21 protein-coding genes, 3 tRNA genes, 3 rRNA genes, 1 pseudogene and 1 riboswitch are annotated in these 26,717 nt (G+C 38.4%); of the genes and pseudogenes, 27 read left to right on the top strand and 1 reads right to left on the bottom strand.

All coding sequences use genetic code 11. The features are described from left to right. The first annotated feature begins 18 nt into the window (after positions 1-18). The 18 genes from rpoE (at position 19) to BR44_RS06365 (ending at position 18,492) form a co-directional block, all read left to right on the top strand. Entirely contained in the window at positions 19-612 is a 594-nt protein-coding gene (gene rpoE / locus BR44_RS06450) for a DNA-directed RNA polymerase subunit delta (RefSeq protein WP_034551359.1), read from the top strand. Positions 613-858: 246 nt separating this feature from the next. Next, positions 859-2,463 carry a CTP synthase gene (locus tag BR44_RS06445; RefSeq protein WP_034551357.1) on the top strand — a complete coding sequence of 535 codons (1,605 nt, stop codon included), beginning with the start codon at positions 859-861 and terminating at the stop codon, positions 2,461-2,463. Between the two features lie 136 nt (positions 2,464-2,599). After that, positions 2,600-3,457 (top strand): class II fructose-1,6-bisphosphate aldolase, encoded by an 858-nt coding sequence (gene fba / locus BR44_RS06440; protein ID WP_034551355.1) that lies wholly within the window; start codon positions 2,600-2,602, stop codon positions 3,455-3,457. A 462-nt stretch (positions 3,458-3,919) separates the two neighbouring features. Next, the gene (locus BR44_RS06435) at positions 3,920-5,197 is read left to right on the top strand and encodes a UDP-N-acetylglucosamine 1-carboxyvinyltransferase (protein ID WP_034551353.1); all 1,278 of its coding nucleotides are present in this window, start codon (positions 3,920-3,922) and stop codon (positions 5,195-5,197) included. Positions 5,198-5,210: 13 nt separating this feature from the next. Further along, a complete protein-coding gene (gene rho / locus BR44_RS06430; RefSeq protein WP_034551351.1) occupies positions 5,211-6,506 on the top strand; it encodes a transcription termination factor Rho in 1,296 nt (431 codons plus the stop codon). A 129-nt stretch (positions 6,507-6,635) separates the two neighbouring features. Continuing rightward, positions 6,636-6,902 carry a type B 50S ribosomal protein L31 gene (locus BR44_RS06425; RefSeq protein WP_034551350.1) on the top strand — a complete coding sequence of 89 codons (267 nt, stop codon included), beginning with the start codon at positions 6,636-6,638 and terminating at the stop codon, positions 6,900-6,902. A gap of 119 nt (positions 6,903-7,021) precedes the next feature. Continuing rightward, positions 7,022-7,576: a LemA family protein gene (locus BR44_RS06420; protein WP_034551348.1), complete on the top strand. Its 555-nt coding sequence runs from the start codon at positions 7,022-7,024 to the stop codon at positions 7,574-7,576. A 225-nt stretch (positions 7,577-7,801) separates the two neighbouring features. Beyond that, entirely contained in the window at positions 7,802-8,689 is an 888-nt protein-coding gene (htpX, locus tag BR44_RS06415) for a zinc metalloprotease HtpX (protein WP_034551346.1), read from the top strand. A gap of 141 nt (positions 8,690-8,830) precedes the next feature. Next, positions 8,831-9,601: a hypothetical protein gene (locus BR44_RS06410; protein WP_034551345.1), complete on the top strand. Its 771-nt coding sequence runs from the start codon at positions 8,831-8,833 to the stop codon at positions 9,599-9,601. Between the two features lie 250 nt (positions 9,602-9,851). Then, positions 9,852-10,949 carry a D-alanine--D-alanine ligase gene (locus tag BR44_RS06405; RefSeq protein WP_034551343.1) on the top strand — a complete coding sequence of 366 codons (1,098 nt, stop codon included), beginning with the start codon at positions 9,852-9,854 and terminating at the stop codon, positions 10,947-10,949. A gap of 105 nt (positions 10,950-11,054) precedes the next feature. After that, the gene (locus tag BR44_RS06400; RefSeq protein ID WP_034551341.1) at positions 11,055-12,440 is read left to right on the top strand and encodes a UDP-N-acetylmuramoyl-tripeptide--D-alanyl-D-alanine ligase; all 1,386 of its coding nucleotides are present in this window, start codon (positions 11,055-11,057) and stop codon (positions 12,438-12,440) included. 84 nt (positions 12,441-12,524) lie between these two features. Beyond that, positions 12,525-13,235 carry a Bax inhibitor-1/YccA family protein gene (locus BR44_RS06395; protein ID WP_034551340.1) on the top strand — a complete coding sequence of 237 codons (711 nt, stop codon included), beginning with the start codon at positions 12,525-12,527 and terminating at the stop codon, positions 13,233-13,235. A gap of 520 nt (positions 13,236-13,755) precedes the next feature. Then, positions 13,756-15,348, top strand: coding sequence for a degradosome RNA helicase CshA (cshA, locus tag BR44_RS06390; protein ID WP_034551338.1), 1,593 nt, complete (start codon positions 13,756-13,758; stop codon positions 15,346-15,348). Between the two features lie 187 nt (positions 15,349-15,535). Further along, positions 15,536-15,895: a holo-ACP synthase gene (gene acpS, locus BR44_RS06385; protein WP_034551336.1), complete on the top strand. Its 360-nt coding sequence runs from the start codon at positions 15,536-15,538 to the stop codon at positions 15,893-15,895. A 20-nt stretch (positions 15,896-15,915) separates the two neighbouring features. After that, positions 15,916-17,034, top strand: a complete 1,119-nt coding sequence (alr, locus tag BR44_RS06380) for an alanine racemase (protein ID WP_034551335.1) — start codon at positions 15,916-15,918, stop codon at positions 17,032-17,034. A gap of 165 nt (positions 17,035-17,199) precedes the next feature. After that, positions 17,200-17,451: a hypothetical protein gene (locus BR44_RS06375; protein WP_034551332.1), complete on the top strand. Its 252-nt coding sequence runs from the start codon at positions 17,200-17,202 to the stop codon at positions 17,449-17,451. A gap of 26 nt (positions 17,452-17,477) precedes the next feature. Then, the gene (locus tag BR44_RS06370; RefSeq protein ID WP_034551331.1) at positions 17,478-17,828 is read left to right on the top strand and encodes a type II toxin-antitoxin system PemK/MazF family toxin; all 351 of its coding nucleotides are present in this window, start codon (positions 17,478-17,480) and stop codon (positions 17,826-17,828) included. A gap of 120 nt (positions 17,829-17,948) precedes the next feature. Then, positions 17,949-17,993: riboswitch (PreQ1 riboswitch) on the top strand. A gap of 7 nt (positions 17,994-18,000) precedes the next feature. Further along, positions 18,001-18,492 (top strand): QueT transporter family protein, encoded by a 492-nt coding sequence (locus tag BR44_RS06365; protein WP_034551330.1) that lies wholly within the window; start codon positions 18,001-18,003, stop codon positions 18,490-18,492. A 132-nt stretch (positions 18,493-18,624) separates the two neighbouring features. On the opposite strand, the gene cbpA is transcribed toward BR44_RS06365, so the two are convergent. Continuing rightward, the gene (cbpA, locus tag BR44_RS06360) at positions 18,625-19,263 is read right to left on the bottom strand and encodes a cyclic di-AMP binding protein CbpA (protein ID WP_034551329.1); all 639 of its coding nucleotides are present in this window, start codon (positions 19,261-19,263) and stop codon (positions 18,625-18,627) included. A 206-nt stretch (positions 19,264-19,469) separates the two neighbouring features. Here cbpA and BR44_RS06355 point away from each other — a divergent pair, with 206 nt between their 5' ends. The 9 genes and pseudogenes from BR44_RS06355 to BR44_RS06315 all read left to right on the top strand — a co-directional run. Next, the gene (locus tag BR44_RS06355) at positions 19,470-20,192 is read left to right on the top strand and encodes an O-methyltransferase (RefSeq protein WP_034551328.1); all 723 of its coding nucleotides are present in this window, start codon (positions 19,470-19,472) and stop codon (positions 20,190-20,192) included. Between the two features lie 510 nt (positions 20,193-20,702). Next, a 16S ribosomal RNA gene (locus tag BR44_RS06350) occupies positions 20,703-22,264 on the top strand. A gap of 86 nt (positions 22,265-22,350) precedes the next feature. Then, a tRNA-Ala gene (locus BR44_RS06345) sits at positions 22,351-22,423 on the top strand. Between the two features lie 151 nt (positions 22,424-22,574). Beyond that, positions 22,575-25,495: ribosomal RNA gene (locus BR44_RS06340) — 23S ribosomal RNA — on the top strand. An 88-nt stretch (positions 25,496-25,583) separates the two neighbouring features. Beyond that, positions 25,584-25,699 (top strand): 5S ribosomal RNA (rrf, locus tag BR44_RS06335). The 16S, 23S and 5S rRNA genes sit together here with 3 tRNA genes alongside, the layout of an rRNA operon. 11 nt (positions 25,700-25,710) lie before the next feature. Beyond that, a tRNA-Asn gene (locus BR44_RS06330) sits at positions 25,711-25,783 on the top strand. A gap of 26 nt (positions 25,784-25,809) precedes the next feature. Next, positions 25,810-25,882, top strand: a tRNA-Thr gene (locus BR44_RS06325). Positions 25,883-26,076: 194 nt separating this feature from the next. Next, positions 26,077-26,271 carry a hypothetical protein gene (locus BR44_RS06320; RefSeq protein WP_034551327.1) on the top strand — a complete coding sequence of 65 codons (195 nt, stop codon included), beginning with the start codon at positions 26,077-26,079 and terminating at the stop codon, positions 26,269-26,271. Between the two features lie 85 nt (positions 26,272-26,356). Further along, positions 26,357-26,644: pseudogene (locus BR44_RS06315) on the top strand (UPF0236 family transposase-like protein); the annotation flags it as partial. Positions 26,645-26,717 lie beyond the last annotated feature (73 nt).

Here is a 26,717-nt window from a genome sequence, read left to right as displayed (position 1 = left end):
TGAAAGGACGTGGCTTTCGTGGAATTTGAAAGATTTGAAGGACAAAATAAAAACGAATTATCAATGATAGAAGTCGCTCATGCCATTTTAGAACAAAAAGGCGAAATATCAGATTTTGAGACATTATTAAAAGAAGTCAAAGACTATTTAGGATTTAGTGCCGAAAAATTAAAACGCAATACGTCACAATTTTATACGGATTTGAATATTAACGGCAGCTTTATTTCGCTTGGAGAAAATCGTTGGGGATTACGTTCATGGTACCCGATTGACTTTATTGATGAAGAAGTTACTCAAGGAAACGAAGATGAAGCGCCAAGACGTAAAAAACGTAAAAAAGTAAGTGCGTTTGTTTCAAGTGAAGATGAAATTGACTACAGCAACGATGATCCAGAAGACGATGACGAAGAAGAGGAAGAAGAAATCCTTGTCGATAGCGAAGGCGTTGTGATTGAAGCTGAAGACAAAGAAGATATTGGGAAATATAAAAAAGACCTAACTGAAATTGGTGCAGATAAAGATGAAGATGAAGAAGACGAGTTGCCTGATGGTGTTGAAGGTGATTTGACGGTTATTGAAGATGATGAAGAAGAATCGGATGATGAGAAATAGTATTAATCCAAGCGACTTTATTAAGAATGTGTGAATGACTTGAAAGAATGCCTGGAAAAGATAAAAAAAGCTACAAAAACCTTGACGATGATTGTTTAAGGCTGTATCATGTTTATTGGGCTCCCTTGGCGTTTTTTTAAGGGACAAGGACTAAAAGTAATTTATCAGCTCCCTATTCTTAACGGAATAGGGGGCTTTGTTTTATTTGTTTGACTACCCAATTTCATTAAAAAGGAGTTCAATTAAATGACAAAGTACATTTTTGTAACAGGTGGAGTGGTTTCTTCAATAGGTAAAGGCATTGCGGCAGCTTCATTGGGAAGATTGTTGAAAAACCGTGGGTTAAAAGTAACGATTCAAAAATTTGATCCTTATATTAATGTAGATCCAGGAACAATGAGTCCTTACCAACATGGAGAAGTTTTCGTAACAGATGATGGCGCAGAAACAGATCTTGACTTAGGACACTACGAAAGATTTATTGATATTAATTTGAACCGCTATTCGAATGTGACCACTGGAAAAGTTTACTCAGAAGTTATTCGCAAAGAACGTAAGGGAGAATACCTAGGGGCAACAGTTCAAGTTATCCCACATATTACAAATGAAATCAAAGAAAAAATAATGCGTGCTGGTCAAACAACGGATTCTGATATTGTGATTACTGAAGTGGGTGGAACAGTTGGAGATATTGAATCTTTACCCTTTTTAGAAGCCTTGCGTCAAATGAAGCGAGATGTTGGAACCGATAACGTAATGTATATTCATACAACCTTAATTCCTTATCTTGGAGCCGCTGGTGAAATGAAAACAAAACCGACTCAACACAGTGTTAAAGAATTAAGAGGATTGGGTATTCAACCGAATATTCTGGTTGTGCGTAGTGAACGGCCAGTTTCACAGAGTATGAAAAATAAGCTAGCTTCTTTTTGTGATGTAGCTTCTGAAGCTGTTATTGAATCATTAGATGTGGACACGTTGTATTCAATTCCTTTGAATTTACAAAAACAAGGTATGGATCAAATTGTATGTGATCATTTGAAAATTGATGCACCTCCTGCTGATATGACAGAATGGATTAAGTTAGAAGAAAAAGTATTGAACTTATCTAAAAAAACAAAAATTGCATTAGTAGGTAAATATGTTGAATTGCCTGACGCATACTTGTCGGTAGTGGAATCTTTAAATCATGCTGGTTATGCAGAAGATTCAGAAATTGAAATAGATTGGATCAATGCAGATGAAGTAACCACTTCAAATGCTGCAGATTTGTTGAAAGATGCAGATGGCATTTTAGTTCCTGGTGGCTTTGGCGATCGTGGATTAGAAGGTAAAATTGCAGCGATTCAATATGCTCGCGAAAATACGGTCCCTTTCTTTGGTATCTGTTTAGGGATGCAATTGGCTTGCGTTGAGTTCGCTCGGAATGTAGTTGGCCTTGATAAAGCTCACTCCACTGAAACAGATCCGAAAACGCCACATAACATTATTGACTTAATGAGCGATCAAAAAGATGTAGTAGAAATGGGGGGCACATTGCGTCTTGGTTTGTACCCTTGTAAGCTAAAAACTGGTTCTGTTGCAGCTCAAAATTATGATAACGTAGAAGTTGTCCAAGAGCGTCACCGTCATCGTTATGAGTTTAACAACGAGTACCGCACAATATTGGAAGATAAGGGTATGGTATTCTCTGGAGTTTCACCTGATAATCGTTTAGTTGAGATTGTTGAATTATCTGACCACCCATTCTATGTGGCTTGTCAATTCCATCCAGAATTCCTTTCACGTCCAAATCGTCCACAAAAGTTATTTTCAGGATTTATTAAGGCATCATTAAAAAACCAACACTAAGATTACCTTGTTTTCTTACTTAATAGTGAGAATTGGTAGTTTAAGTATAGAAATTGTTCATTTTGTTTGCTATAATAAAAATGTTGGTCAAGGGAAGACCTTGACAAATAAAACCTTTCCTTAAGGAGGAAAATATATGAGTCGTTTAGTTAGTATGACAGATATGTTAAATAAGGCATTAGAAGGTAAATATGCTGTAGGTCAATTCAACATCAACAACCTTGAGTGGACACAAGCAGTTTTAGAAGCAGCACAAGCAGAAAACTCTCCAGTAATTTTAGGAGTATCTGAAGGCGCTGGAAAATACATGGGTGGCCCATCAGTTGTTGCTGCAATGACTAATGCGTTAATGGAAACAATGAACATTACTGTTCCTGTTGCATTACACTTAGACCACGGTTCTTCATTTGAAAACTGTAAAACAGCTATTGAAGCTGGTTATTCATCTGTAATGATTGATAACTCAGCGTTCCCAATTGATGAAAATATTACTGCAACTAAAAAAGTTGTTGAATATGCTCATTCAAAAGGTGCTTCTGTAGAAGCTGAAGTAGGAACAGTTGGCGGAACTGAAGATGGCGTTACTGGTGGAGTTCAATATGCTGACCCTCAAGAATGCTTGCGTATGGTTAAAGAAGCAAAAATAGATGCTTTAGCAGCAGCTTTAGGTTCTGTTCATGGTGACTACGAAGGTGAACCTGTTTTAGGATTCGACGAAATGAAAGAAATTTCTGATTTAACGCACGCTCCTTTAGTATTGCATGGCGGATCTGGAATTCCTGAATTCCAAATCAAAAAAGCTATTGCAAACGGACATTCTAAAATTAACGTGAACACTGAGCTACAACAAGTTTGGACTGCAGGTGTTCGTGAAAAATTAGCTACTGACGATAAAGTTTACGATCCTCGTAAAGTTATTGCACCAGGTAAAGAAAGAATTATTGCTACAGTTAAATCAACTATGCAACGCTTTGGTTCATCAAACAAAGCTTAATTTGAATCTTTAATAGGTCAAAAAAAAAAGCACACCAACAATCTCTAATGATTGTTGGTATGCTTTTTTTTTATGATTTCGCAATAAATGATTGTGCTTTTTAGATAGGTAGATTATTACAAAATGCAATAATAATTGTATATTAGCCAATAGTATAGTAACATGAATCAGTGTCTAAGAAAAAAGACAAAGTTGTATCTTATTAAAGTAATTTATTTTGAGAACTTGGTTATCGACATAGCGAAGCTAAATAGTGACAGTAACTGGTGCAAATCGGATATTTCGTATATGTAGCAACAGGAGTAAAATTTAGATTTAAAAATAAATCTAAATTATTTAAGAATATAAGTTAATTGTCCCTACCATAGAAAACGGTAAGAGGAGTATGCATATAAAATAAGTGCCAATTAAAATAAACTAAAATGTAGCAAATCGTTAAAATGATAAAGTGAGGGTATAATAATGAAAAAAATGGTTATTAACGGAGGAAAGAAGCTTGCTGGAACAGTTACAATCAACGGGGCTAAAAATAGTGCTGTTGCTCTAATTCCAGCTTCAATTCTAGCTGATTCTCCAGTTACTTTAGAAGGAGTGCCAGATATTCAAGATGTGCATTCACTAATTGAGATTTTAAACATCATGCATGTTAAAACTGATTTTGATGGTTCAACACTAGTTATAGACCCAACAGAAATGATTTCTATCCCAATGCCAACTGGGAAAATACAGAGTTTACGGGCATCTTATTATTTCATGGGTGCATTACTAACTAAATATGGACAAGGAGTCGTTGGCTTGCCAGGCGGTTGTTTTTTGGGGCCTCGTCCGATTGACCAACATTTAAAAGGATTTCGAGCATTAGGAGCAATCGTTGAAAATGAGTTGGGAGCCATGTATCTTAGAACGCCTACAGAAGGTTTGGAAGGTAGCCGTATTTATCTAGATGTCGTTTCTATTGGAGCAACGCTCAATGTGATGCTTGCTGCTGTTAAAGCAAAAGGAACAACTATTATTGAGAATGCAGCTCGCGAACCTGAAATTATTGATGTAGCAACATTGTTGAATAATATGGGTGCAAAGGTACGTGGAGCAGGAACAGATACTCTTCGTATCGAAGGAGTTAGCGAACTTCATGGCTGTAGACACACGGTTATACCCGATAGAATTGAAGCAGGAACTTACTTAGCTTTAGCTGGAGCGATCGGTACAGATATTACTGTCCAAAATGTTATTGTCGAACATCTAGAAGGACTAGTAGCAAAAATGGAAGAAATGGGAATTCCAATGATAATCGGAGAAGATAGCATTCGCGTGAAAGAAGCTCAGCTGCCATTAAAACCCATTAACGTAAAAACACTTCCCTACCCAGGGTTTGCTACCGACTTGCAACAACCTCTGACACCTTTGATACTGAAAACAGTAGGAGAATCAACCATATTAGATACGATTTATGCTAAACGTGTAAAACACATTCCTGAATTGGTTCGAATGGGTGCGCGGGCACGTGTAGAAGGTGATTTGATACTTCTGGAAGGACCTTGTAAGTTAAAAGGGGTAGAAGTCGAAGCAAGTGACTTAAGAGCGGGAGCATGTTTAGTGATAGCGGGGTTAATGGCTGAAGGAACAACCACAATTACAGGTGTAGAAAATATTTTGCGGGGCTATGATCATATTATTGAAAAATTGACTGATTTGGGTGCTGACGTTAAAATGATAGAAGTTGAAGAAACTATAATGTAGGGGTCGAAAATATATGAGTGAAATATTAACAGTTGAACAACTAGAAGAAAAAACGTTAAAAGAAATTTATACCTATGCTAAAGAATTGAAAATTCCTTATTATAGCCAAATGAATAAAAAAGAATTATCTTTGTCGGTCATACGAGCACAAGAAGAAAAGCAAGGCTTTTTTATGGCTGAAGGCGTATTAGATGTTATGGCACAACAAGACTTTGGATTTTTAAGGCCCATCAATTATACATCCAGTAAAGAAGATATTTATATTTCTGCTTCTCAAATTAAGCGGTTTGGATTGCGTAATGGCGATAAAGTGACGGGAAAAGCTAGGCCACCAAAGCCGTCTGAACGGTACTATGGTCTGATGCATGTAAGTAAAGTAAATGGGAGCAATCCAGAAGATGCTAAAGAGCGATCACATTTTCCTGCATTAACCCCACTTTATCCTGATCGTCAGATTAAGCTAGAAACAGAGCCAGCTAAAATTTCTACTCGTATGATTGATATTGTCGCGCCGGTTGGATTTGGACAGCGTGGTTTAATTGTTGCGCCCCCAAAAGCTGGGAAAACGACATTATTAAAAGCAATCGCGAACGGTATTGCTGAAAACTATCCGGAGGCTGAACTAATTGTTTTACTAATCGACGAACGCCCAGAAGAAGTAACGGATATAGAACGCAGTGTAAAAGGTGAAGTTGTTTCATCGACCTTTGATCAACAACCTCAAAATCATGTACGTGTTGCTGAATTGGTTTTGGAAAGAGCCATGCGTTTAGTGGAAGATAAACAAGATGTTATTATCTTGATGGATAGTATTACTCGTTTAGCTCGTGCGTATAACCTGGTTATTCCTGCAAGTGGAAGAACCTTAAGTGGTGGTATCGATCCCGCAGCTCTCTATCGTCCTAAAAAGTTTTTTGGAGCAGCAAGAAACATCGAAGAAGGCGGTAGTTTAACCATTCTGGCAACAGCTTTAGTTGAAACAGGTAGTCGTATGGATGACATTATCTATGAAGAATTTAAAGGGACAGGGAATTCAGAACTACATTTATCAAGAGAGCTATCAGAACGTCGCATATTCCCAGCTATCGATGTTAAGAAATCAAGTACACGAAAAGAAGAGCTACTCTTAAACAAGATTCATCTGGATGAGATATGGAAACTTCGTCATGCAATGATAAGTGATTCGTTAGAACTAACCGATCAATTTATTAAAGCTTTGCGTAATTCTGGAAATAACCAACAGTTCTTCGAAAGTTTTTCAGAGAAAACCTTCAACCAACCAAAAAATAATCGCAATATACGTAGATAAGAAATGGACGATTAAAAGTATCGAGAATATATTGCAATAAGGCAATAGACGTGGTAATATTCTACTGTTAAATAAAAATAAAAAGAACTCTGGTTCAGCAAATGTATCAGGGCAAAGGAGCGAGAGCACATGAAAAAAGAAATTCATCCAACTTATAAAGAAGTTGTATTTATGGATACTACTACAGGATTTAAATTCTTGTCTGGTTCTACAAAACATTCAAGTGAAACAGTTGAGTGGGAAGATGGCAACACTTATCCGTTAATCCGTGTTGAAACAACATCTGATTCACATCCATTCTATACTGGTCGTCAAAAATTTACACAAGCAGACGGACGTGTCGACCGTTTCAACAAAAAATATGGTTTGGCAGATGCAAACGCAGCCGAAGAATAAAATTATTTTCAAAAGCTCTGATTTTAGAGCTTTTTTTTTATGGAAAAGCTGCTATATTACGTGCTTTTTTGTAGTTTGTTTGATACGATGAAATAAAAGACTAGGAAGGTGTATAGCTTATGATAGGGATAACATTGGGGATAATCATAGTCATATTTTTAATTTCATATATTGCGATTTACAATAACTTGGTTAAAGCGAGAATGTGGGTTAAGGAAGCTTGGAGCCAGATAGATGTTCAATTAAAAAGACGTAATGATTTGATTCCAAACCTAGTAGAGACAGTCAAAGGATATGCTAAGCATGAACAAGAAACCTTTGAAAAAGTTATCCAAATGCGTAATCAGTTGACACAAGTGCCAACAGAAAATCGCGAAGAGCAAATGCAAATCTCTAATCAGTTATCGGACACGTTAAAGACCATATTTGCGTTAAGTGAAAGTTACCCAGATTTAAAAGCTAATCAAAATTTTATTCAGTTACAAGAAGAATTAACTTCTACAGAAAATAAAATTGCTTATGCTCGCCAATTATATAATTCCAGTGTGGCAACGTTTAATATCAAGTTGCAATCCTTCCCAAGTAATATCGTAGCCAATATGCATGGATTTAAATCAGAAGCCTTATTAGAAACGCCTGTCGAAGAGAAAAATGTGCCGAAAGTTTCTTTTTAAGATAGAGAAATGAAGATAATTTAAACAGATAAGGAAGCGATATTTAAATGATGGAGTGTGAAAAGGTAAAGGAATTCTGCAAATGAGTGCAATTTTGGTTGCAGACTGTTATTTATTTTTCTGTTTAGGCAGCTTTCTAAATTTTTTTAATTTATTGCATGGCTTATTCACTATTTTTTTAAGCCGTGCTTAGATTTAGATACAGTGAAAGAAGGTGGGTAGACAGTGCTATTTGAACAGATTGAACAGAATAAGCGTAAAACAGTCGTATTAATGCTTGGTTTTTTTCTTTTGGTATTAGTTATTGGGGGGGCAGTGGGCTATTTGAATTTTAATAGCGCTGTAAACGGGGTGATTATGGCTGCGGTTATTGCTTTAATGTATATGGCTTTGATGGTTGCTAATTCAACAAAAGTAGTAATGAAGTTGAACAAAGGAAAAGAGCTTACGCAAAAGCAAGACTATCCGCTCTTATGGAATGTAGTAGAAGAACTTTCCTTAGTTGCTAGAGTCCCGATGCCTAAAATTTATGTCATTGATGACCAAAGTCCTAATGCGTTCGCTTCAGGTAATTCCCCAGATAAGGCGTCAGTTGCCGTGACAACTGGACTGATGGAAAGATTGAACCGCGAAGAAATCGAAGGCGTAATAGCTCATGAGATATCTCATATTCGTAATTTTGATATCCGTTTATCTACTATTGCGTTAGCTTTAACAGCTGTGGTCGCATTATTGGCTAATATCGGAACCCGCATGTTATGGTTTGGTGGAGGACGACGGAGAAGTAGTAAAAATGACAATAATGGCCTTATTTTAATGGTGATTTCTATTATGCTTCTCGTACTTGCTCCACTAGCAGCGACAATGGCGCAATTAGCTTTATCAAGGAACAGAGAATACCTAGCTGATGCTTCAGCAATAGAATTGACACGGAATCCTTACGGGTTAATCTCCGCGTTAAAAAAAATATCCACTAGTCCTCCAATGGAAAAAGCAGATCCAACTAGCGCCGCATTATATATAGAAAATCCTTTTAAGAATAAAGAGAAACAGTCATTTATGTCAACACATCCCTCAACAGAATCGAGAATTGAGCGGTTAGAAAAAATGTAAAAAAACAGTTGTTACCAGAATGTAGTAATAGAACGCTTGCATGATTCTCTTGTAATGAGAATATCATTGAATTGATACAGATAAAAAATAGAAAGCATAGTACAATAGAATGTAGAGAAAATTGAGAAGGAGGGGTACCTAGTGATTTCGGATTATATTTATGTTCATCTAGATGGTGTAACAAATTCTGTTTTAAGTAAAGGCATTACGTTTAAAAACTATGATGAAATCATAAAGAAAGTACCTGAAAACATTCTATTGTTGAATGCCTCAAAAGATATAGGAGAATTTGATCCGCATACCGGTTTTCAGATGATTTGTGGGGTAGAAAAAGTTCGTGACTATTTAGAAGATAACATAGATAAAAATACTAGTCGTACTCTTAAATGGATAGATTTTGAAAGTGTTGAACTATTAAGACAAGTTACACCAGTCGAAATTTCTGAATTATTGTATGTTGCCCATGCACGTACCCACTTACATTCTCCTTTTTATTACAAATTGCAAAACAACTACATCTACTTATCCATGACTGATAATTTCAAAAAAATATATTTTCGTTATTTAGAACAGTTTTACGGTTTTTTGAGTGATAGTTTAACAAAATCATTAGAAATAAAGTGCAATGAGAAGAAAAAATTTTTTCAAAAAGAAACTAAAATTGAACCCATTCCGGATGAGGTAATTAAAGAATTGATTCCTTTCTTAAGAGAAGGTGTTTTATTTTCGTTTATTCAAATGCAAAATCAACATGATACTTGTGAAATTCCGGTTTTTCTAGTTGAAGATCGCTTGAGAGGTATGAATCAAACATTCTCAAAAAAAGATTTACTTGGCACCGTCCGTTACGACAGAAATCAGCGAGAATGGTCTTTTAAAGAAGAGGATTTACTTCAACCTTTGGAGGGATGAAAAGTCATATAAACAAGTGTTTAATGGCTTTTTTTTTTGCTAGATTTATTATTAAGGATTTTTTGGAAGAGTGGCGTTTTCTTTTAAGGTGAAGAGTGTTTTAAGATTTAAATAGGATAAAGTTAAAAGAAAGACCTATCTAAAATGTTTGCTATTTTTATCAATAAAAATATGGTACAATAGCGGTTGGATTCAAGAGAACTCATATTGGAAGAAGAGACTAAAAGTTATAACTCGGAGGAAAAGCCAAATGAAAATCTTTCTAATATACGGAGGAAAAAGTGCTGAACACGATATCTCGATATTAACAGCCTACTCCATTATCAAAGAAGTCTATTATGATTATTATGAAGTTGAACCAGTTTATATTACAAGAGATGGAGAATGGATAAAAGGCGCAGTCGTTAACCAGACAGAAACCATTCAATTTTCTGAAGCTTTACGTTTGACAAGTTCCGAAGAAACTTTTTTTTCTATTGAAGAAGGAATACCTTCTAAAGGGAAAATTATTAAACCGTCGGAATTAAAAGAAGAAGAGGCTGTCATTTTCCCTGTACTGCATGGCCCAAATGGTGAAGATGGGACAGTTCAAGGTCTGTTTGAAGTTATTGGCATGCCATATGTTGGAGCTGGAGTGTTAGCTAGCGCATGTGGAATGGATAAAATAATAAGTAAACAACTTTTCCAACAGGCAGGATTACCTCAAGTTCCTTATGTTCCTATTCACAAAGGAGATTGGTTAACAAATGCTGATGAAGTATTTAAAAAATGCGAAGGAACATTAGTTTATCCTATGTATGTAAAACCAGCTAACCTCGGTTCAAGTGTTGGAATTAGCAAAGCCGAAACACGTACGGAATTGGAAATAGCTATCAATCTAGCTTTGCAATATGATCGTCGTGTAGTTGTAGAACAAGGAATTGAAGCGCGAGAAATTGAGGTAGCTATTCTAGGAAATGATGATATTCATACATCTGTTCCAGGAGAATTAATAAAAGAGAGTGCTTTTTATGATTTTGATGCTAAGTACATCAATAACAAAGTAACATTGCAAATACCTGCTCGAGTTTCGGAGGAAGTAGAAAAACAATTGCGTTCTTATTCTATCCGGGCATTTCAAGCTATTGATGGAAGTGGGTTAAGTCGATGTGATTTCTTTGTAACTGGAAATGACGAAATTTTTATTAATGAATTGAACACTATGCCAGGATTTACCCAGTTTAGTATGTATCCCTTACTCTGGAGACACACTGGTCTAAACTACGGTGACTTAGTTGAAGAGCTCATTCAATTAGCGTTAAAAAGATTTAAAGAATCACTGAAATTTGAACAGACTGATCGGGTTTAATCCAGATTAATACAGTTTTATCTAGTGAAAAAAGCGGCAGGACAGATGTCCATGCCGCTTTTTTTGTAGGATAAAATCAAAGTTTAACTAAATGGAGGAAAAGATATGTTTGCATTAACGGCAAAAGAAATTGCAACAGCTGTGCATGCTCAGAATATAGAAGATGCATGGGAAATGATTGAAATTAACACGGTAGGATTTGATTCGAGAAAAATAAAGGCTCATTCCTTATTTGTTCCGCTGATTAGTGAGAATGATGGGCATGATTTTATTACACAAGCTATTGATAATGGGGCGTTGGCAACTTTTTGGAGCAATCCACTACAAGATGCGCCAACGAGTATCCCGGTTATCCAAGTTGAAGACACATTAAAAGCCCTTCAAGATTTAGCTGAATATTATCTGAATAAAATACACCCTAAAGTGATTGGCATTACAGGTAGCAATGGCAAGACCACAACTAAAGATATGGTAGAAGCAATAGTGTCTAGTCAGTACCGAGTCCACAAAACACAAGGGAACTTTAATAATCATATCGGATTACCAATTACTATTTTAGAGATGCCTCAAGATACAGAAGTTATTATTTTAGAAATGGGAATGAGCCATGCGGGTGAGATAAAGTTGCTCTCTGATTTAGCTAAGCCAGACATTGCTATCATTACAATGATTGGGGAGTCGCATATCGAACATCTTGGCTCCCGTGCTAGAATTGCAGACGCAAAGATGGAAATTGTTTCTGGACTAAAGGAAAATGGACTATTAATCATTCCGGGAAATGAACCACTTCTAGTAGAAAGAGCGAGTTCTCTAAAAAAAGAACAGCTTAAAACATTTGGGCCTTCACCGACAAATGATAGTTACTCGATCCAAATAACATCTGAAATGAGAGAAACGACATTTACAACTAATTTAAATCCAGCTGTTTTAATTAAATTACCTGTAACAGGAACTTACAATGTTGCTAATGCACTAGCTGCACTAAGTAGTGGATTGGCACTAGATATCCCGATTGAAAAAGCTGCTCAAAAACTAGCGACATTTCAGTTGACAGAAAATCGCACGGAATGGTTAGCTGGCATTAACAATAGTGCATTGTTGAATGATGCCTATAATGCAAATCCTACAGCAATGAAAGCTGTATTAAATAATTTTAGCCAATTGAGAAATGAAGGCAGAAAAATCGTTGTATTAGGTGATATGTTAGAATTAGGCGAGCAAACAAATGAATTGCATTTAAGTATAAAAAAAGTATTATCAGTAGATGAGATTGATCAAGTTATTTTATACGGCACACATATGAAAATTTTATATGAGGCTTTAAAATCGGACTTTGATAAGGAGCGACTGCATCATTTTGACGGAGATAAAAAGGCGATGATTGCCTTTTTAAAAGAACTCATTCAACCAAAAGATTATGTACTCGTGAAATCTAGTTTTGGGACAGATTTATTATCGGTAATTAAAGCATTACGAGTAACGACAGACTAGTAAAAATCAGACTTAAGGCTGATTTAGAGAAGCAAACTAATTGATATAGTACTATTATCTAACAGAATTAAGGGAGGAATAAACTTGAATACGCAAAGAAAAGACGTTACAAATGATTTTATTGAGCAACCTACAATGGCCAGGTTTTTTGCTTCAGTTTATGGCTATATGACTTTAGGGTTGGCTATTTCAGGTACAACCGCATTTTATGCTTCTCAAAGTCCATTTATATTAGATTTAGTTTACGGAAGTCCGTTTGGGATGATTGGTTTATTTATTGCTGAAATATTTTTAGTATCTAAACTTGCAGCAAATGGCATGAAAATGAGATCAGCTAGTGCTTCTTTAGTTGGATTTATTGCTTTCGCGTTATTAAATGGAATTACATTGGCAAGTATTTTTTTAATCTATGAATTAGGAAGTATTGGAGCAGCATTCTTAATGGCTGCTGGAACTTTCGCTGGAATGAGCTTGGTTGGTTTCTTTACTAAACGTGATATGTCGACTCTAGGCGGACAATTAAGAGGAGCCTTAATTGGTTTGATTGTTGCTACATTGGTAAATGGCTTATTTCTGCGTAGTGGTCCTGCAGATTTTGTTTTATCTATTATTACAGTTTTGATTTTTGTTGGTTTTACTGCATACGATACCCACAAATTAAAACAAATTTACATCCAATTTAACGGGGAACATTCTTTAGGAGCAGTAGCGATCAGTGGAGCATTGAGTTTATATCTAGATTTTATTAATATTTTTCTCGGTTTATTGCGTATTTTTGGAAATAGACGCGCTTAATAATAAAAGAGGGGTTGGGAATGGTCCCAATCCTCTTTTATTGTTATGAAATAATAAATGGTTTTTTTTCTTTTTGAAAGTAGTTAAGTGAGTCGTGGGGAAAATGTGTTCTGCCACATAGGAATGCACGTACAGCAAATAAGATGTTACGAGCAGAAATAGTAGAATCGAAAAGATGATTCATTTAAAAACCTGAAAAGGAAACGTGTTCATAAAAATGAAGGGGTAAATTGTTTGATAATCGTGTATAGACGTGTTAAGATTAATTAGATTAAATGAAAGATTTAATTAAAAAAGATAAAACCAATGAGTGTTTTGTGAAAATAGATAAGCAGACGAGCTTGGAATTTATCCGAGCTTTTGATATGAAATGAAGGATTCAGCTAAAGATAGTTTGTATGAGTACGCTGAGTTTTTATATGGAGTGACAGCAACAGGTGCGTCTGAATTGAAACAATGATGGTGCCTGTATTTCGCAAAAATCTCTCTTTACGGTTTTCAAAATTGGGAGGAAATATATTTGAAATTTTCAGAATTAGGTTTAGCACCAGAATTATTAAAATCAGTAGAACGTTTAGGCTTTGAGGAAGCAACTCCGATTCAAGCACAAACGATTCCATTAGCACTTGAAGGAAAAGACGTTATCGGGCAAGCACAAACAGGGACAGGTAAAACAGCAGCTTTTGGTTTACCAATGTTACAAAAAATTGATGTGAATAATCGTGCAGTTCAAGGTTTGGTTATTGCACCAACACGTGAATTGGCTATTCAAACACAAGAAGAGTTATTCCGTTTAAGCCGTGACAAAAAAGTTCGTGTCCAAGTTGTTTATGGTGGAGCTGATATTAGTCGCCAAATCCGCGCGTTAAAAGATGCACCACACATTGTTGTAGGTACACCTGGGCGTTTATTAGACCACATAAAACGTAAAACATTAAAACTAAATCATGTTGAAACATTAGTTTTAGATGAAGGCGATGAAATGCTAAATATGGGCTTTATTGATGATATCGAAACAATCATTCATGAAGTTCCAGCAGAACATCAAACATTGTTATTCTCAGCAACGATGCCAGCTCCTATCAAGCGTATCGGAGTAAGATATATGAAGACACCAGAACACGTTAGTATCAAAGCTACAACGTTATCTGATAGCTTAATTGAACAATTCTTTGTTCGTTGCAAAGATTTCGAAAAATTTGATATTATGACACGTTTGTTTGATGTTCAAACACCTGACTTAACGATTATTTTTGGACGTACCAAACGTCGTGTTGATGAGATAGCTAAAGGTTTAGAAATGCGCGGATACCGTGCTGAAGGAATTCATGGCGATCTTTCTCAACAAAAACGAATGAGCGTTTTAAAAGCTTTTAAAACAGGTAAAATAGATATTCTAGTAGCAACTGACGTAGCTGCACGTGGATTGGATATTTCAGGAGTAACGCATGTTTATAACTATGATATTCCTCAAGATCCAGAAAGCTATGTTCACCGTATCGGCCGTACTGGTCGTGCAGGTAATGAAGGAGTTTCAGTTTCTTTCATAACACCAAACGAAATGGGCTATTTACGTGTCATTGAAGACTTAACGAAAAAAGAAATGACACCTCTACGTCCACCAACAAATGCTGAAGCTTTTGAAGGGCAAATCAAAGCATCTATGGAAGAAGCAAGTTCTATCATTGATGCTAATGGATTAGAGCTTTATGGAAAAGCAGCAGCTCAATTACTAGAAACTTATACAGCTGAAGACATAGCGGCCTCTTTCTTGAAGAGTGTTTCTAAAGATGCAGCTGCAGTGCCAGTCAAGATTACACCAGAACGTCCATTACCAAGTCGTGGCGGAAGCAAAGGCGGCGGAAATAAAGGTGGTTCATCACGTGGTGGTTACAAAGGGAAATCTAGTGGCGGTGGATACCGTGGCAATCGTAGTGGTGGAAAACCAGGCGAACGTCGTGGTGGATCAGGATCTGGTTCAGGATCAGGATCAGGATCTGGTCATAGTGCAGATAAGAAACGTGGCAGTAACGACAGTCGTCGTAGCAAACCAGCTTCTGACAGACGTCAAGGCGGCGGAGACCGTAATTTTACTATCCGTAATAAAGACTAAACAAATACAACCAAGAAAAAACCATTCTCTTTATGAGGATGGTTTTTTCTGTAGGGATAATGTGTAAGAAGTGACAATTTTGCTCTGGTCTGATAATATAAACACAAGTATAAATTGATACTAGAATGGTATGAAAGTAAAATTAGACGGTCTTAGATGATAAGTACATAAAAAGAGAGGCATAAAAATGATTGTAGGAATAGGATTAGATGTAATTGAAATAGATCGGATTGAACACGCTGTTAAGAAAAGAAAAACATTTTCAAATCGAGTGTTGACTCAAGCTGAATGGGCTATATTTAATGAACTGAAAGGTTCGCGTCAAATAGAATTTCTAGCTGGGCGTTATGCAGCGAAAGAAGCTTTTTCAAAAGCATTTGGAACGGGCATCGGCAAGTTGGGATTTCATGATTTAGAGATACTGCCTAACGAAAAAGGCAAGCCTATACTAACGAAAAGTCCGTTTAATGGGAATGTGTTTCTTTCAATTACGCATACAAATACAATTGCTGCTGCCCAAGTAATTTTAGAGCAAAATGAAGAGTAAAGGAGAGGGGTGAATTAAAGTTGGTTTCCGGAATACATCGAAAAACAGTGGCTTATATTGATAAAAAAGCTATCACTGCTAATGTGCAACAAGAGATACAAAGATTAGATAAAAAAGCTGTTCTTTATGCAGTGGTTAAAGCTAATGGATATGGGCATGGTGCCATAGAAGTTGCGAGAGCTGCAAAAAAAGGTGGGGCAGCAGGTTTTTGTGTTGCTATTTTAGACGAAGCATTAGAATTAAGAGAAGCGGGATTTACTGAACCTATTTTAATTTTAGGATTAGTAGATGTAGCTTATGCAGAGTTATTAGCGCTAAACAAACTTAGTGTAACGATCAGTAGTTTAGCATGGCTTGAACAAGCTCGTGAGATAATAAAGACTAGCAAATGTAATCAGAAGTTGGCAATCCACGTCGCTTTAGATACTGGAATGGGACGTATCGGAATTAGAACAATACAAGAATTACGAGAGATGGAACAATGGCTTGATAAAAATGAACTTATTTATTTTGAAGGCATTTTTACTCATTTTGCTACTGCAGACAGTTCAGATGAAAAACAATTTGAACAACAAGCTGAAAAGTTTAATACTTTAGTAAATAGCTTGCACCGAAAACCACCGTTTGTACACACCGCTAATAGCGCAACAGCACTTTGGCATAAATCATGTTCTTCAAATCTTATACGTTTTGGTATTGCAATGTATGGTCTAAATCCATCCGGAGGAGCTTTGCCAGAACCTTACAAATTAATACCAGCTATGAAAATCAGCAGTGAAGTTAATTACATCAAACAAATGCAACAAGGAGATACTATTGGATACGGAGCAACATACTCGGCGAAAGAAGGCGAATGGGTCGGAACTGTTCCGATAGGTTATGGAGACGGTTGGCGTCGAGACTTACAAGGGCAGGATGTTCTTGTGGATGGAAAAAGATGTGAGATAATAGGAAGAATTTGTATGGATCAGTGTATGATTCGTCTTCCTTATGAGGTTGAAGAGGGAACAGAAGTTATCCTCGTGGGGCAAAGTCAAAATCAAAGCATTACTCTGCAAGATATCGCTAATCATCTACATACCATTCATTATGAAGTTGCTTGTGGCCTAGCTGCACGTATCCCCAGAAAATATGTTTAATTCTATTTTAATAAGCTATTAGTAATAGTGACAAAAAACAAACATTTTTTTAATCAATCAATAGGAGGTTCCAATGCCGGCTATTTCGTGGTACCATTACCCTAAGTACAGATGCAGTTTTCTTTGTGAGAGAAGGAAAAAGCTATTCATTGGAGGGTATGGTTCATGAGAAATAACGATGGCCGGGTATTTAAGATTTCTTTGAATCGTCATATTTCTAAAGACAGTCAAAGCTATGATGTTCAAACAAGTATAAATGAATTCAACTCAATAAATGCAGTGGTGAATCAGATTTCAGAAAAAAACTTAACTATATATGATACCTTGCGTAAAGGATATGCGGAAATGTCTCGTATCAATCTTGATATTTGTAATGAATTTGAAGTTTGTGAAAAAGAGGTCAGCGCCCATTTCTAGCCAGTTATCATAAGGAGGAACTACCTATGGTAAGACGGGGAGAAATTTATTATGCTGATTTATCGCCTGTAGTAGGATCAGAACAAGGTGGTATGCGCCCAGTGTTGATTATACAAAACAATGTGGGAAATCATTACAGTCCAACGGTAATTGTAGCAGCGATAACAGCAAAAATTCAAAAGGCAAAAATGCCTACCCATGTAGAAATTTCGGCAGAGGAATTTGCTTTAGAAAAAGACTCTGTAGTCTTGTTGGAGCAAATTCGAACTATCGATAAACAACGGCTAAAAGAAAAAGTAACACAGTTAAATCAAGAGGTAATGGAAAAAATCGATGAAGCTTTAGAAATTAGTGTAGGCTTATCTAAAACAGTTTAATCAAACGATGCATGATACATAAACCTTCCTTATTAAGCCTGCGGAAGGTTTTTTAGCTGTAATTAAAGAATACTTCAGATTGAGATTTTTTCAAAAAAATGATATGATGCTAAAGTTACTAAACATGTGGTTCGTAACCATCCCACAGAAAAAAACTAGGAGGAACACAATTTTGAAAATAAAAAGTCTTGTGACTAATGCTGTTGTCGCAGCATTATATGTAGCGGTCACGGGGATTTTAGCGCCGATTTCTTTTGGGGTGTTACAATTCCGAGTCGCCGAAATTTTTAATCACCTTATTATCTTTAACAGAAAGTATATTTTTGGAATAGTAAGTGGTGTTTTTATATCCAATTTATTCTTTTCAACAATGGTGGGCTATGATTTAATATTTGGTGTAGGTCATTCTTTCTTATCTTTATTAATTGTAAGTGGTTTGATTAAGAAAGTTCCTAATATCTGGATGAAATTCTTGATTAACTCATTAGTATTTACTATTCTTTCTTCGTTAATTGCTTGGGAATTATACTTAGCATTTTCTGTTCCTTTTTGGTTTGGTTACTTAACCGTTGGGATTGGGGAGTTTGGGGTTATGATAGTTGGTGCGCCGATTATGTTGTATGTAGATAAAAAAGTTCATTTTAATGAGCGAATAGAGTCTTAAAAAAAGAAACCGAAAACAATACGTTATAGTTAGAACTTAGTTTTAATGAAACTAACTTCTAGAAAATAACAGACTGTTTTCGGCTTTTTATTATCAATATTTATTTTTAATAAGAATGATTAATGCATGAAACTAGTTGTTTTTTAAATCTTCTACTTCTACTACGCGGAAACCTTTTTTTTCTAGGTGCTCGCTGATTTGTTTAACTGTTTCTGTAGTTACACCGGATTCAAGAGTCATCATTGTACGGCGGACCAACTCTTCGCGTTCAGCATCTAACGTAATACAACTTGAGATAGAGCAATAACGGTTGATAATTTTAGTCATATTTGTTAAATCACCTTTTTGACCCGAAGATGCAATAGTCAATACATAACTACCTGAGTCGATATTCCATGATTGTTGTAGCATGTTTAGAAGAGAGCTATGAGTTAAAATACCAAAAAAATGATTTTCTTCATCTAAAACAGATATATAAGGTAGCTCTTTAATTGTAAAGAACACTTTGAAAAAAGAAGAATCTACTGAAATGAATTTTGTTGCATTTTTCAAAAGAGTTGTGACGGGCAAGCCCATATCACCGTTGTTTGCTTGATGACGGTAAATATGCATTTTATAAATATTTCCCCTGAAAATCGTTCCACTTTCATCTAAGATTGGGATGCAACGATAACCAGATTCCTCGAGTATATCAATCGCTTCTTGAAGAGTTGCGCTTTCTTTGACAGTAGTTAAACTTTTTTTAGGAATACAGAGTGATTTAATGAGCATCATTGTATCCTCCTTTAATTATTTTATTGTGTTCTATATACTGATAATAGCATACAAAACAGCCTATTTACAATGCATTTGAAGCTATGTTACAAAAAATGACGAAACAAAACCTTGTTTGATAAGATTAAGCAATTTATAATAGGAACTAAGTAAAAAAATAGTAAGTAAGCTTTAAAGTTAAGGAAAAGAGGAGAAGAAATTACATGGAAAATAAAGAAGTTAAGGTAGCTAGGAATGAAATGATGGATCGTCCAGTTGTACAAAAAGAAGTAGTGGAATTTTTAAGAAATAAACAGAAACCATTACGAGGGAAACTAGGAGAAATTGAGAGAGAAGCAAATGAAAAACGAGTACCCATCATTCCACACGAAACGGTTGTCTTTTTAAACTTACTATTAGGACAAATTAAACCTGATAAAATATTAGAGATTGGTGCAGCTATAGGTTTCTCGTCTAGTTTAATGGCACAACATGTAGGTGAAAATGGACATGTAACCACGATCGATCGTTTTGATGTGATGATTGAAAAAGCTAAAAAAAATTATCAACTTCTAGGATTAACAGATAAAGTAACTCTTTTAGAAGGACAAGCTGCAGATATACTACCGACTTTAACAGGAGAATACGACTTTATATTTATGGATAGTGCAAAATCAAAATATTATGATTTCTTACCTGAATGTATTCGATTATTGAAAATTGGTGGCATGTTAGTTGTCGACGATGTGTTGCAAGGTGGGACAATCTTGTTGCCGGATGAAGAAATTCCAAAAAGAACTAGAGCAATTCATCGTAAATTAACTATTTTTCTAGATATAGTAATGAATCATCCGTCATTAGAATCTAGTATTGTTCCGTTAGGTGATGGTTTATTAATGATTGTTAAAAAAGAAAAGATAGAACCATCATCTTTACATGCCTTGTAGGAAGAAAAAGAAGATTTAGCCATTCGAAATAGTGAAGGTAGTTAAATGAATCTTTGTTTTTAAAAGGATTTATTTAACTGGAAAAATAGTCTTGACGAATGTATAAAAAGTTGATATATTAGTAGATGTTGTTGAAACGTATTCAGATGAAAATTTTATTTGATTACTTGAGCTTGAAAAAACAATTGACGTAAATTGATTGTTTGTGTTATTATATAAAAGTCGTAAAGATAACAAGAAGATATTATTTGAATAAATATGTAGATAGAACAAAAATTATTCAAAAAAAGATTTGACAAGCATCCTGCTAAATGTTAATATTTAGAAGTTGTCAAAACAAGAAGGATTGACCTTTGAAAACTGAACAAAGTAAAACAATAAACTGTGTACGGCGGTTCGACCAAGGGTCGAACCAAAAGAAACAAAGTGAATAATTATTCGCTAGCAAGTCATTTTAATGAGCTTCAAGCATCGTTAAAAAGCGAAGCAATCCTAACGGGTTGGTTCAACTTTTATGAGAGTTTGATCCTGGCTCAGGACGAACGCTGGCGGCATGCCTAATACATGCAAGTCGAACGCTTCTTTTCTATTGAGTGCTTGCACTCGACTGGAAAGAGGAGTGGCGGACGGGTGAGTAACACGTGGGTAACCTGCCCATAAGTGGGGGATAACATTCGGAAACGGATGCTAATACCGCATAATTCTGATTGCCGCATGGCGAACGGATGAAAGGTGGCTTCGGCTACCGCTTATGGATGGACCCGCGGCGTATTAGCTAGTTGGTGAGGTAATGGCTCACCAAGGCAATGATACGTAGCCGACCTGAGAGGGTGATCGGCCACACTGGGACTGAGACACGGCCCAGACTCCTACGGGAGGCAGCAGTAGGGAATCTTCCGCAATGGACGAAAGTCTGACGGAGCAATGCCGCGTGAGTGAAGAAGGTTTTCGGATCGTAAAACTCTGTTGTTAGAGAAGAACAAGGATGAGAGTAACTGCTCATCCCCTGACGGTATCTAACCAGAAAGCCATGGCTAACTACGTGCCAGCAGCCGCGGTAATACGTAGATGGCAAGCGTTGTCCGGATTTATTGGGCGTAAAGCGAGCGCAGGCGGTTCTTTAAGTCTGATGTGAAAGACCCCAGCTCAACTGGGGAAGGTCATTGGAAACTGGAGAACTTGAGTGCAGAAGAGGAGAGTGGAATTCCATGTGTAGCGGTGAAATGCGTAGATATATGGAGGAACACCAGTGGCGAAGGCGACTCTCTGGTCTGTAACTGACGCTGAGGCTCGAAAGCGTGGGGAGCAAACAGGATTAGATACCCTGGTAGTCCACGCCGTAAACGATGAGTGCTAAGTGTTGGGGGGTTTCCGCCCCTCAGTGCTGCAGCTAACGCATTAAGCACTCCGCCTGGGGAGTACGGCCGCAAGGCTGAAACTCAAAGGAATTGACGGGGACCCGCACAAGCGGTGGAGCATGTGGTTTAATTCGAAGCAACGCGAAGAACCTTACCAGGTCTTGACATCCTTTGACCACTCTAGAGATAGAGCTTTCCCTTCGGGGACAAAGTGACAGGTGGTGCATGGTTGTCGTCAGCTCGTGTCGTGAGATGTTGGGTTAAGTCCCGCAACGAGCGCAACCCCTATTATTAGTTGCCAGCATTCAGTTGGGCACTCTAGTGAGACTGCCGGTGATAAACCGGAGGAAGGTGGGGATGACGTCAAATCATCATGCCCCTTATGACCTGGGCTACACACGTGCTACAATGGATGGTACAACGAGTCGCAAGATCGCGAGGTCAAGCTAATCTCTTAAAGCCATTCTCAGTTCGGATTGCAGGCTGCAACTCGCCTGCATGAAGCCGGAATCGCTAGTAATCGCGGATCAGAACGCCGCGGTGAATACGTTCCCGGGTCTTGTACACACCGCCCGTCACACCACGAGAGTTTGTAACACCCGAAGTCGGTGAGGTAACCCTTTTGGGAGCCAGCCGCCTAAGGTGGGATAGATAATTGGGGTGAAGTCGTAACAAGGTAGCCGTATCGGAAGGTGCGGCTGGATCACCTCCTTTCTAAGGATATAACGGAACCGTCACAGTTGTTTTACTTTGTTCAGTTTTGAGAGGTTAATAGCCTTTTTTTTATTTGAACCCCTTTTGGGGCCTTAGCTCAGCTGGGAGAGCGCCTGCCTTGCACGCAGGAGGTCAGCGGTTCGATCCCGCTAGGCTCCATTGCGATGAAATCGCAAAAGAATAGAATTGTTCTTTGAAAACTGGATAGTGTTTAACATGTAAGAAAAGCAAGAAACCAAGAAAACATCGCGTTTTATTTTTTAATGTATTTCTTCACCATGAGGTGAATGAAATAGTTAACATGACCATAGGTTAAGTTAATAAGGGCGCACGGTGGATGCCTTGGCACTAGGAGCCGAAGAAGGACGGGACTAACGCCGATATGCTTTGGGGAGCTGTAAGTAAGCTTTGATCCAGAGATTTCCGAATGGGGAAACCCAGCACTCTTTATCGGGTGTTACTATTGACTGAATACATAGGTCAATAGAGGTAGACGCAGAGAACTGAAACATCTAAGTACCTGCAGGAAGAGAAAGAAAAATCGATTCCCTGAGTAGCGGCGAGCGAAACGGGAATAGCCCAAACCAGAAAGCTTGCTTTCTGGGGTTGTAGGACTGAACACATAGAGTCATAAATGAACGAAGTAGGAGAAGCGACCTGGAAAGGTCCGCCAAAGAGGGTAAAAGCCCCGTAACTGAAACTTCGTTCACTCTGATCAGTATCCTGAGTACGGCGGAACACGAGAAATTCCGTCGGAATCCGGGAGGACCATCTCCCAAGGCTAAATACTCCCTAGTGACCGATAGTGAACCAGTACCGTGAGGGAAAGGTGAAAAGAACCCCGAAAGGGGAGTGAAACAGCACCTGAAACCGTGTGCTTACAAGTAGTTAGAGCCCGTTAATGGGTGATAGCGTGCCTTTTGTAGAATGAACCGGCGAGTTACGATCCCATGCGAGGTTAAGTTGATGAGACGGAGCCGTAGCGAAAGCGAGTCTGAATAGGGCGAATGAGTATGTGGTCGTAGACCCGAAACCAAGTGATCTACCCATGTCCAGGTTGAAGGTGCGGTAATACGCACTGGAGGACCGAACCCACGTATGTTGAAAAATGCGGGGATGAGGTGTGGGTAGCGGAGAAATTCCAATCGAACTTGGAGATAGCTGGTTCTCTCCGAAATAGCTTTAGGGCTAGCCTCGGAATTAGAATCATGGAGGTAGAGCAACTGTTTGGACTAGGGGCCCTTCTCGGGTTACCGAATTCAGATAAACTCCGAATGCCATTGATTTATATCCGGGAGTCAGACTACGAGTGATAAGATCCGTAGTCGAGAGGGAAACAGCCCAGACCACCAGCTAAGGTCCCAAAGTTTATGTTAAGTGGAAAAGGATGTGGGGTTGCTTAGACAACTAGGATGTTGGCTCAGAAGCAGCCATCATTTAAAGAGTGCGTAATAGCTCACTAGTCGAGTGACCCTGCGCCGAAAATTTACCGGGGCTAAACATAACACCGAAGCTGTGGATAGAACTTAGGTTCTATGGTAGGAGAGCGTTCTAAGGGCGTCGAAGCTAGACCGTGAGGACTGGTGGAGCGCTTAGAAGTGAGAATGCCGGTATGAGTAGCGAAAGACGGGTGAGAATCCCGTCCACCGAATGACTAAGGTTTCCTGGGGAAGGCTCGTCCTCCCAGGGTTAGTCGGGACCTAAGTCGAGGCCGATAGGCGTAGACGATGGACAACAGGTTGAGATTCCTGTACCAGTTTGTTTTGTTTGAACAATGGAGGGACACAGTAGGCTAAGGAATACGCACTGTTGGATATGTGCGTCCAAGCAACAAGTCTTGAGGTGAGTCAAATGCTTGCCTCTATTAAGGACAAGTTGTGATGGGGAGGGAAATTAAGTACCGAAGTTCCTGATGTCACACTGTCAAGAAAAGCTTCTAGTTAGAAACAATCTGCCCGTACCGCAAACCGACACAGGTAGTCGAGGAGAGAATCCTAAGGTGTGCGAGCGAACTCTCGTTAAGGAACTCGGCAAAATGACCCCGTAACTTCGGGAGAAGGGGTGCTGACCAATTGGTCAGCCGCAGTGAATAGGCCCAAGCAACTGTTTATCAAAAACACAGGTCTCTGCTAAATCGAAAGATGACGTATAGGGGCTGACGCCTGCCCGGTGCTGGAAGGTTAAGAGGATGGGTTAGCTTTCGAGCGAAGCTCAGAATTGAAGCCCCAGTAAACGGCGGCCGTAACTATAACGGTCCTAAGGTAGCGAAATTCCTTGTCGGGTAAGTTCCGACCCGCACGAAAGGCGTAATGATTTGGGCACTGTCTCAACGAGAGACTCGGTGAAATTATAGTACCTGTGAAGATGCAGGTTACCCGCGACAGGACGGAAAGACCCCATGGAGCTTTACTGCAGTTTGATATTGAGTGTTTGTACAGCTTGTACAGGATAGGTAGGAGCCTATGAAGCCAGGACGCTAGTCTTGGTGGAGGCAATGGTGGGATACTACCCTTGCTGTATGACCACTCTAACCCACAGCCATAATCTGGCTGGGAGACAGTGTCTGACGGGCAGTTTGACTGGGGCGGTCGCCTCCTAAAGTGTAACGGAGGCGCCCAAAGGTTCCCTCAGAATGGTTGGAAATCATTCGTAGAGTGTAAAGGCAGAAGGGAGCTTGACTGCGAGACCTACAAGTCGAGCAGGGACGAAAGTCGGGCTTAGTGATCCGGTGGTTCCGTATGGAAGGGCCATCGCTCAACGGATAAAAGCTACCCTGGGGATAACAGGCTTATCTCCCCCAAGAGTCCACATCGACGGGGAGGTTTGGCACCTCGATGTCGGCTCATCGCATCCTGGGGCTGTAGTCGGTCCCAAGGGTTGGGCTGTTCGCCCATTAAAGCGGTACGCGAGCTGGGTTCAGAACGTCGTGAGACAGTTCGGTCCCTATCCGTCGCGGGCGCAGGAAATTTGAGAGGAGCTGTCCTTAGTACGAGAGGACCGGGATGGACACACCGCTGGTGTACCAGTTGTTCTGCCAAGAGCATCGCTGGGTAGCTATGTGTGGACGGGATAAACGCTGAAAGCATCTAAGCGTGAAGCCCCCCTCAAGATGAGATTTCCCATCACGTAAGTGAGTAAGACCCCTGAGAGATGATCAGGTAGATAGGTTGGAAGTGGAAGTACAGCGATGTATGGAGCGGACCAATACTAATCGGTCGAGGACTTAACCAATTTTTAAACGATGAAGAAACGGTTTTAAGCCCTTATAGTTAAACACTATCCAGTTTTGAGAGAACAACGTTCTCTTATATGTAAGATGTGTGGTGGCGATGGCAAGAAGGTCACACCTGTTCCCATGCCGAACACAGCAGTTAAGCTTCTTAGCGCCGATGGTAGTGAAGGGTTTCCCTTTGTGAGAGTAGGACGCTGCCGCGCATCTTCATCATTCCGCAATAGCTCAGCTGGTAGAGCGCATGACTGTTAATCATGATGTCGCAGGTTCGAATCCTGCTTGCGGAGTATTTTTTTGTTTATTTATAATTTTCGCCGCTTTAGCTCAGTCGGTAGAGCGCTTCCATGGTAAGGAAGAGGTCGCCGGTTCGAATCCGGCAAGTGGCTTAATTAAAAGAAGGTTGAGAAACAGTGTCTTTAGTTTCTCAACCTTCTTTGTCTAATTTTTTTTGTGTATAAATTTTTTATCCGACTATCATCCAGCATGTTAGTGTAAAGTAATTATTGGAAACGAAAAAAAGAAACAACTCCTGTGTAAACTGTTTTTACCACTAAAAACATAGAACAGGAGTTGTTCCTTAATGGATATTATACAGCAAACAGTTGGGAAAATCAGTGAAACAATGGTAAAAAATTTAGATTTAACACAGAGGAAAGAATTAACCTTCCACAATCTCGTTTCCAACGTTCAAGAATCGATGAATCAAATTGGCATTGCCTTGGTAGAAAACTTTATTGAGAACTTAGATGGTTCTCTGAAACAACCATCCAGCTAGAAAAGAAACGTGGGACATTCAACGGAAAAATGATGAGAAGCTACTTTCTACAACGATGTGAGATAGCGTCTTAAATAGAACGTATTATAAAAATAAACTAAACGGACAGTTTACTTATTTGGTAGATGATCATCTAGAATTAACTTCTCATAGTCGTATGGATTTGGGATTAGAAGCTGAGATATTAAATAGAGTGAAAGATCAGTCGTATCAAACAACGATAGAAAAGCTAGATAAACGAGTTAATCGAGCATATGGCCAACAATCTCAAAGCGCAGCGGGTAATCTTCCAGCACTGACACAAAATAAAAAAACAATTAAGCATTGTATTAAAAGGTTTACGTGGGAAATAAAGCTTTTCAAATGGATCTGATAAAAAGGTGAAAGAATTTTATTTCGCCTTTTTATCAGATGAAGCAAATGAAGTGCGGTGGACATTACTTAAT

It is taken from the genome of Carnobacterium funditum DSM 5970, from assembly GCF_000744185.1.
GTDB lineage: Bacteria > Bacillota > Bacilli > Lactobacillales > Carnobacteriaceae > Carnobacterium_A > Carnobacterium_A funditum.
Note: the sequence above shows the minus strand (reverse complement) of the source record. Positions and strands in the feature narration are given on the sequence as shown.